This window comes from Azospirillum sp. HJ39 (assembly GCF_041507355.1).
Classification (GTDB): Bacteria; Pseudomonadota; Alphaproteobacteria; order Azospirillales; family Azospirillaceae; genus Azospirillum; species Azospirillum thiophilum.
Genome location: NZ_CP167911.1, coordinates 2,737,714 through 2,745,000, shown reverse-complemented (window position 1 = coordinate 2,745,000; position 7,287 = coordinate 2,737,714). Strand labels below are relative to the sequence as shown.

Annotated in this window: 3 protein-coding genes, 1 tRNA gene and 2 rRNA genes (1 of these 6 only partly in view); 4 read left to right on the top strand and 2 right to left on the bottom strand. The window is 61.6% G+C overall.

Annotation, left to right across the window (positions count from 1 at the left end; genetic code table 11):
• The 3 genes from ABMY26_RS26370 to ABMY26_RS26360 form a co-directional block, all read left to right on the top strand.
• A 23S ribosomal RNA gene (locus tag ABMY26_RS26370) occupies positions 1-2,481 on the top strand; it begins 265 nt to the left of the window's first position.
• A gap of 174 nt (positions 2,482-2,655) precedes the next feature.
• Positions 2,656-2,771, top strand: a 5S ribosomal RNA gene (gene rrf / locus ABMY26_RS26365).
• A gap of 76 nt (positions 2,772-2,847) precedes the next feature.
• A tRNA-Met gene (locus ABMY26_RS26360) sits at positions 2,848-2,924 on the top strand.
• A gap of 53 nt (positions 2,925-2,977) precedes the next feature.
• On the opposite strand, the gene ABMY26_RS26355 is transcribed toward ABMY26_RS26360, so the two are convergent.
• Together ABMY26_RS26355 and ABMY26_RS26350 are read right to left on the bottom strand one after the other, a co-directional pair.
• The gene (locus ABMY26_RS26355) at positions 2,978-5,023 is read right to left on the bottom strand and encodes a sulfatase-like hydrolase/transferase (RefSeq protein WP_372397530.1); all 2,046 of its coding nucleotides are present in this window, start codon (positions 5,021-5,023) and stop codon (positions 2,978-2,980) included.
• Between the two features lie 397 nt (positions 5,024-5,420).
• Complete coding sequence (locus ABMY26_RS26350) at positions 5,421-5,579, bottom strand: entericidin A/B family lipoprotein (protein WP_045581038.1); 159 nt, start codon at positions 5,577-5,579, stop codon at positions 5,421-5,423.
• Between the two features lie 295 nt (positions 5,580-5,874).
• Here ABMY26_RS26350 and lpdA point away from each other — a divergent pair, with 295 nt between their 5' ends.
• Positions 5,875-7,272 (top strand): dihydrolipoyl dehydrogenase, encoded by a 1,398-nt coding sequence (gene lpdA / locus ABMY26_RS26345; protein WP_372397529.1) that lies wholly within the window; start codon positions 5,875-5,877, stop codon positions 7,270-7,272.
• The last annotated feature ends 15 nt before the right edge of the window (positions 7,273-7,287 follow it).

Here is a 7,287-nt window from a genome sequence, read left to right as displayed (position 1 = left end):
AGTGATTGCTTCTACATAACCGGAACCGTCTGGAAAGTCGGGCCATAGCGGGTGATAGCCCCGTACGGATAAACCGGAAGCAATCCTCGAGTAGGGCGGGGCACGTGAAACCCTGTCCGAACATGGGGGGACCACCCTCCAAGCCTAAGTACTCCTCAGTGACCGATAGTGCACCAGTACCGTGAGGGAAAGGTGAAAAGCACCCCGACAAGGGGAGTGAAACAGTTCCTGAAACCGGATGCCTACAAGCAGTCGGAGCCTCTTCATGGGGTGACGGCGTACCTTTTGTATAATGGGTCAGCGACTTAGAGTATGCAGCGAGCTTAAGCCGATAGGTGGAGGCGGAGCGAAAGCGAGTCTGAATAGGGCGACCGAGTTGCATGCTTTAGACCCGAAACCTGATGATCTAGCCATGGGCAGGTTGAAGGTGCGGTAACACGCACTGGAGGACCGAACTCACGCCTGTTGAAAAAGTCGGAGATGACCTGTGGCTAGGGGTGAAAGGCCAATCAAATCAGGAAATAGCTGGTTCTCCGCGAAAGCTATTTAGGTAGCGCGTCGCGTATTGCTGCGGGGGGTAGAGCACTGGATGGGCTAGGGGGGCGCGAGCCTTACCAAACCTAACCAAACTCCGAATACCCGCAAGCAGAGCGCGGCAGACAGACGGTGGGTGCTAAGGTCCATCGTCGAGAGGGAAACAGCCCAGACCGCCAGCTAAGGTCCCCAAATCACGGCTAAGTGGGAAAGGATGTGGGAAGGCCATGACAACCAGGAGGTTGGCTTAGAAGCAGCCATCCTTTAAAGAAAGCGTAATAGCTCACTGGTCTAGTTAAGCCGGCCTGCGCCGAAAATGTATCGGGGCTCAAGCCGTGTACCGAAGCTGCGGGTGTGATCTTAGGATCACGCGGTAGCGGAGCGTTCCGTAAGCCTGCGAAGGGTGGCCGTGAGGTCGCCTGGAGGTATCGGAAGTGAGAATGCTGACATGAGTAGCGACAAAGAGTGTGAGAAACACTCTCGCCGAAAGTCCAAGGGTTCCTGCGCAAGGTTAATCCACGCAGGGTGAGCCGGCCCCTAAGGCGAGGCCGAAAGGCGTAGTCGATGGGAACCACGTTAATAGTCGTGGGCCTGGCGGAGGTGACGGATTGGAAAGCGTGTATGTCCTTATCGGATTGGACATGCTGTGGACCGGTTCCAGGAAATAGCCCCGCCGTATAGACCGTACCCCAAACCGACACAGGTGGACAGGTAGAGTATACCCAGGCGCTTGAGAGAATGGTGTTGAAGGAACTCGGCAAATTGCCCTCGTAACTTCGGAAGAAGAGGGCCCCGTTCGTGCGCAAGCACGGGCGGGGGGCACAGACCAGGGGGTAGCGACTGTTTACTAAAAACACAGGGCTCTGCGAAGCCACACAAGGCGACGTATAGGGTCTGACGCCTGCCCGGTGCCGGAAGGTTAAGAGGAGGGGTGCAAGCTCTGAATTGAAGCCCCGGTAAACGGCGGCCGTAACTATAACGGTCCTAAGGTAGCGAAATTCCTTGTCGGGTAAGTTCCGACCTGCACGAATGGCGTAACGACTTCCCCGCTGTCTCCAACACCAACTCAGCGAAATTGAACTCTCCGTGAAGATGCGGAGTTCCCGCGGTCAGACGGAAAGACCCCGTGCACCTTTACTACAGCTTTGCAGTGGTGCTAGGGATCTCATGTGTAGGATAGGTGGGAGGCTTGGAAGCCTGGGCGCCAGCCCGGGTGGAGCCAACCTTGAAATACCACCCTTGAGATCTCTGGCATCTAACCGCGGCCCGTTATCCGGGCCCGGGACCCTGCATGGCGGGTAGTTTGACTGGGGCGGTCGCCTCCCAAAGTGTAACGGAGGCGCGCGATGGTGGGCTCAGAGCGGTCGGAAATCGCTCGTCGAGTGCAATGGCATAAGCCCGCCTGACTGCAAGACTGACAAGTCGAGCAGAGACGAAAGTCGGCCATAGTGATCCGGTGGCTCCACGTGGACGGGCCATCGCTCAACGGATAAAAGGTACGCCGGGGATAACAGGCTGATGACTCCCAAGAGTCCATATCGACGGAGTCGTTTGGCACCTCGATGTCGGCTCATCACATCCTGGGGCTGGAGCAGGTCCCAAGGGTTCGGCTGTTCGCCGATTAAAGTGGTACGTGAGCTGGGTTTAGAACGTCGTGAGACAGTTCGGTCCCTATCTGCCGTGGGTGTAGGAGTTTTGCGAGGATCTGTCCCTAGTACGAGAGGACCGGGATGGACATACCTCTGGTGCACCGGTTGTCACGCCAGTGGCATGGCCGGGTAGCTAAGTATGGACGGGATAACCGCTGAAAGCATCTAAGCGGGAAACCCACCTCTAAACAAGAGCTCCCTTGAGAGCCGTGACAGACCATCACGTCGATAGGAGGCATGTGGACGGGCGGTGACGCTCGAAGCTAAGCCTTACTAATCGCTCGATCGGCTTGATCTCGACCCCACACAACCGCGCCATGCGCAGCAGCAAGCCTGCTTGACGCAGAAGCCGCAGTTCGATACACACCCTCGTCACTTGCACGACAGATTGCGAAGCGTTCCGGATCGCAGCATGACCCCCGATCATAGGTCGGTGGACAATGCAGCGGGCGTCGGTCTTGTGCCTCGGTGACCTGGTGGTCATGGCGAGGTGTCAAACACCCGATCCCATCCCGAACTCGGCCGTGAAAAGCCTCTGCGCCGATGGTACTGCGTCTTAAGACGTGGGAGAGTAGGTCGCCGCCAGGTCGCTCAGGCACAGGAGACGCAAATCCAGCGCTCCGCAATCGCTCTTCACAAAATCCACCTCCATCGACCACACATCCGCGGGGTGGAGCAGCCCGGTAGCTCGTCAGGCTCATAACCTGAAGGCCGCAGGTTCAAATCCTGCCCCCGCAACCAAAAACACAAAACGCCCCGGTTCGAATGAGCCGGGGCGTTCGTGCATTCTGGGCTTACGCTGCCGCCACCTGCGCTTCCGGGATCGCCAAGTCGCGCGTTTCCAACTCCGCCAGCAGGGCGGCGAGATGGTCGGCGTCGGCCTGGACCGTCGCACTGTCGAACCATGGGGGCAGGTTTTCCAGATCCTCGCGCGCGATCGGAGTCTGTCCCGTCACCTGCACCAGATTGATCGCTTCGTTCGGATCCCTGGTGAGATCATACATCTCCCATTCCTGCCGGCTTTCGTTCGACGGGTCGAAATAGCGGACCAGCTTGGCGTCCTTGGTGCGTACGCACCGGATGTGGTTGGGCTGGCGCACCGGGCCGGGGGCCAAATCCGGCACCCCCTTGATGCTGAAGGCGCCGTTGCGGACGGCCTCCACCGTGCGGCAATAGACCTCGTACGCCTCATGATAATCGCGTTCGCCGCCTGCCGCGGTTTGGGTCACCTCGTCGTCCGTGATGAACAGCACCCCTTCGCGTTCCGTTCCATCGGGGTAGGTGACCGCCGTGCCGGGTGCCTTCAGCACCGGGGTCAAATCGACGCCGGGCAGCGGCGCCATGCTGTGCCGTTCGGACAGTCTGGCTTCCGCCTCGACCAGGACGTCCCGCCCGACACCGGTCAGCCCCAGAACGGTCGGCACGAGGTCGGCGTGGCTGGTCACGGCATCCACATGCCTCAGCGTGCCGTCCTTGCGCATCGACTGCGGAAACCGCACGACCATCGGCACATGCACCGCCTCCTGATAGGCGACATGCCATTTTTCCAGCATCATGTTGTGGGCGGCGCCCAACTCGCCGTGGTCGGCAACGAAAAGCACGATGGTATTCTCGGCCTGACCGGTGTCCTCCAGAGTCTGGAGCACGCGGTCGATCTGGGGGTCGACCTGCGAATGCAGCCAGGCATAGAATTGCAGGAACTGGATGCTGTAGCCCTCAGGGTCTTCGGAAAGCTGGAATGGGATGGAGAATTTGAGGGCCAGGGCCACCGCGGCCGCCCATTCATCCTCCCCGATGCCGGTATCGGCCTCCTTGTCGTCGCCACCGCCGGCGCTGACGGCGCCGTGGCTCGCCTTGGCGGACAGGGCGAGCCCGATCTTGTAGGCCGCGTCGAACTGGCAGGACGGCTTGGTCGACAGATCCTCGTTCCAGGTGGGGATGGTGCCGGCACAGTCCTGGGGGAACCCCTGCGGATTGAGCGGTATCGTCATGGTGCCTTCGACCGGCATGTGCGATGCCTGCCCCTGGTCGGGGACATCGAGCGGACCGAACACCGGCTGGCTCTTTCGGGACGAATCCTGTGCGGCAGTCGGGGGCAATGCCTGGGAGATCACCGTCGGATAGGTGGCGATGTCGTGGGGGTTGGTGAAGGACATCACCGCGAACCAGGGACGCTTGGCCGCATCGGTCGCCTGGGTACCGTCGCCGATACGCGCCTCGTCCGCCGAAGTCCCGTAATTGTAAGGCTGCGCCAGCCCGCGACGGCGCAGGAACAGGCACGCGTTGTCGGCGAACCCAGGGTCGCGGTAGATGCCCAGATTGTTGATGGCCGCCCCATGGGGTTCGGGATAGGACAGTTCCCAATCGGCGAAGCCGAAGCGGTCCAGCGAATGGCCGGGCGGATCGCTGACATGCCATTTGCCGAAATAATGGGAGGAGTAGCCGATCGCCCGCATCCAATGGCCCAGGGTGGGATAGCCGTCGGCCCGGAGCCACGGGAAGTGCGGCGCGTTGCCGTCCTTGAACATGCCGTCGGTCTGGGTCACGCCGGTCCGGGTGCCGTACTGGCCGGTGAACATCACCGCCCGGCTGGGGGTGCAGGCGCTGGACGCGATGGTATGGTTGTGCAGGGCCACTGCATTCCTGCGCAGGCGGGTCAGGCCCGGGAAATACCGGGCGTAGTCGTTGTCGCCGATATCCGCAGGGCCCCGGAACCCCAGGATCTGTTTCAGCGGCTCAGCCATCCCGCCATCGGGACCATAGGAGAAGCGTGGATACCGGTACTGGTCGACGACGATCATCAGGATATTGGGTTGCGCAGTGGCGGTGCCTTCAGTCATGGCAGTATGGTCCTTTACGATGGACAGAGCGGTTCAAGAGAAAGAATTTTATCTTTGAAATAAGGATTCATCGTCCTTTGATGGTGGAACTGAATTCATATGAATTAATCCCACGCATCAAAAGTATTTTGATAATTATGGAGGAGTCAATTGGTATGAAGGTTTTCTAGCTTCAAGTTACTTGAAAAATACTTACGGAAGTGTGCGATTTGATAATAAGCCCAGTCCAGAAGTGGCTTTGGGCACCTGAACGGTCGGGTACAAATGGAAATGCCGCCGATTCCGGATTGGAATCAGCGGCATTGCATTGCGTAGGCTCGAACGTTTCCGAGGACGGGCGATGTCGACGAGGTTCCGCCCTGTCCCGGCGCTTCCTCGGAACTTTCCGACGCTGGCCTTACATCTTCTTCTGGACGTTGTCGGCGCCGCGTTCGATGGCGCGGCCGCCGGCCTGCACGTCCTGGCCGGCGCCTTCGACGGTGTTGCAGGCGGCCAGCGTGGTGCCCAGCAGCGAGCCGAGGATGGCGAGCATGGCGAACTTCTTGACGGTGGTCATGGTGGTCTCCCTTTCGGTGGCGATGTGATGCCACCTGGAACGCAAGCGGGGCAGTAAAGGTTTCCGGATCCGAAAGGGGAGGGGGGTTGCGCAAAAGGGGTATCCTGCGTTCCGGTGCGGCGAATGGGGCGGGAGAACCTGCCGGATCCGCAGCCCTGGCCCCAGAGACGAAGTGTCCCGTTGCCACAGGGCGTGAGCGCGGGCATAACTCGCCCCGCGGCACTTTCCGCTGGCCCTCCCCGCTGGATGGGACGGCTTTTGGCAACGAGCAAGAATGGCGAAAGGAAAGCCTCTCATGGCTGAAAGCACTTTTGACGTCGTCGTGGTGGGCGGCGGTCCCGGCGGGTATGTCTGCGCGATCCGTGCGGCGCAGCTCGGTTTCAAGGTCGCCTGCGTCGAGAAGCGCGGGACCCTCGGCGGCACCTGCCTGAACGTCGGCTGCATCCCGTCCAAGGCTCTGCTGGCGGCGTCGGAGAAGTTCGAGGAGGCGGCCCACGGCCTGGCCAAGTTCGGCATCAAGGTCGGCGGCGTCGAACTCGACCTGCCGGGCATGCTGTCCCACAAGGACAAGGTCGTTAAGGACAATGTCGGCGGCATCGAATTCCTGTTCAAGAAGAACAAGGTCACCTGGCTGAAGGGCGCCGGCAAGATCACCGCCGCCAACACGGTCGAGGTCGAAGGCGTCGGCACCGTCACCGCGTCGAAGGCCATCGTCATCGCCACCGGTTCGGAAGTCACCCCGCTGCCCGGCATCGCCATCGACGAGAAGCGCGTGGTGTCCTCCACCGGCGCGCTGGAACTGGCCGAGGTGCCGAAGCATCTGGTGGTCATCGGCGGCGGCGTGATCGGGCTGGAGCTGGGCTCCGTCTGGGGCCGCCTGGGCGCCAAGGTGACGGTGGTCGAGTTCCTCGACCGCGTGCTGCCGACGATGGACGGCGAGCTGTCGAAGCAGGCCCAGCGCATCTTCGCCAAGCAGGGCATGGACTTCAAGCTGAGCACCAAGGTGACCGGCGCGTCCGTGACCGAGACCGGCGTGACCCTGACGGTCGAGCCCGCCGCCGGCGGCGCGGCCCAGACCATCGAGGCCGACACCGTGCTGGTCGCCATCGGCCGCCGTCCCTACACCGACGGGCTGGGGCTGGAAGCGGTCGGCGTCGAGCTGGATCGCGGCCGCGTCAAGATCGACGGCCATTTCCAGAGCAGCGTCCCCGGCATCTACGCCATCGGCGACGTGGTGGTCGGCCCGATGCTGGCCCACAAGGCCGAGGAGGAGGGTGTCGCGCTCGCCGAGCAGTTGGCCGGGCAGAAGAGCCATGTCAACCACGACCTGGTTCCCGGCGTCGTCTACACCTGGCCGGAAGTCGCCGCCGTCGGCAAGACCGAAGAGCAGCTGAAGGCCGCGGGCGTCGCCTACAAGGCCGGCAAGTTCCCGTTCACGGCGAACGGCCGCGCACGCGCCAGCGCCACGACCGACGGCTTCGTGAAGATCCTGTCGGATGCCGCCACCGATCAGGTGCTGGGCGTCCACATGATCGGCCCGAACGTGTCGGAGATGATCGGCGAGCTGGTGCTGGCCATGGAGTTCAGCGCGTCGGCCGAAGACATCGCCCGCACCTGCCATGCCCACCCGACTCTGTCGGAAGCGGTCAAGGAAGCTGCCCTGGCGGTCGACGGGCGTCCGCTGCACATCTGATCGGACCGAGGTTTT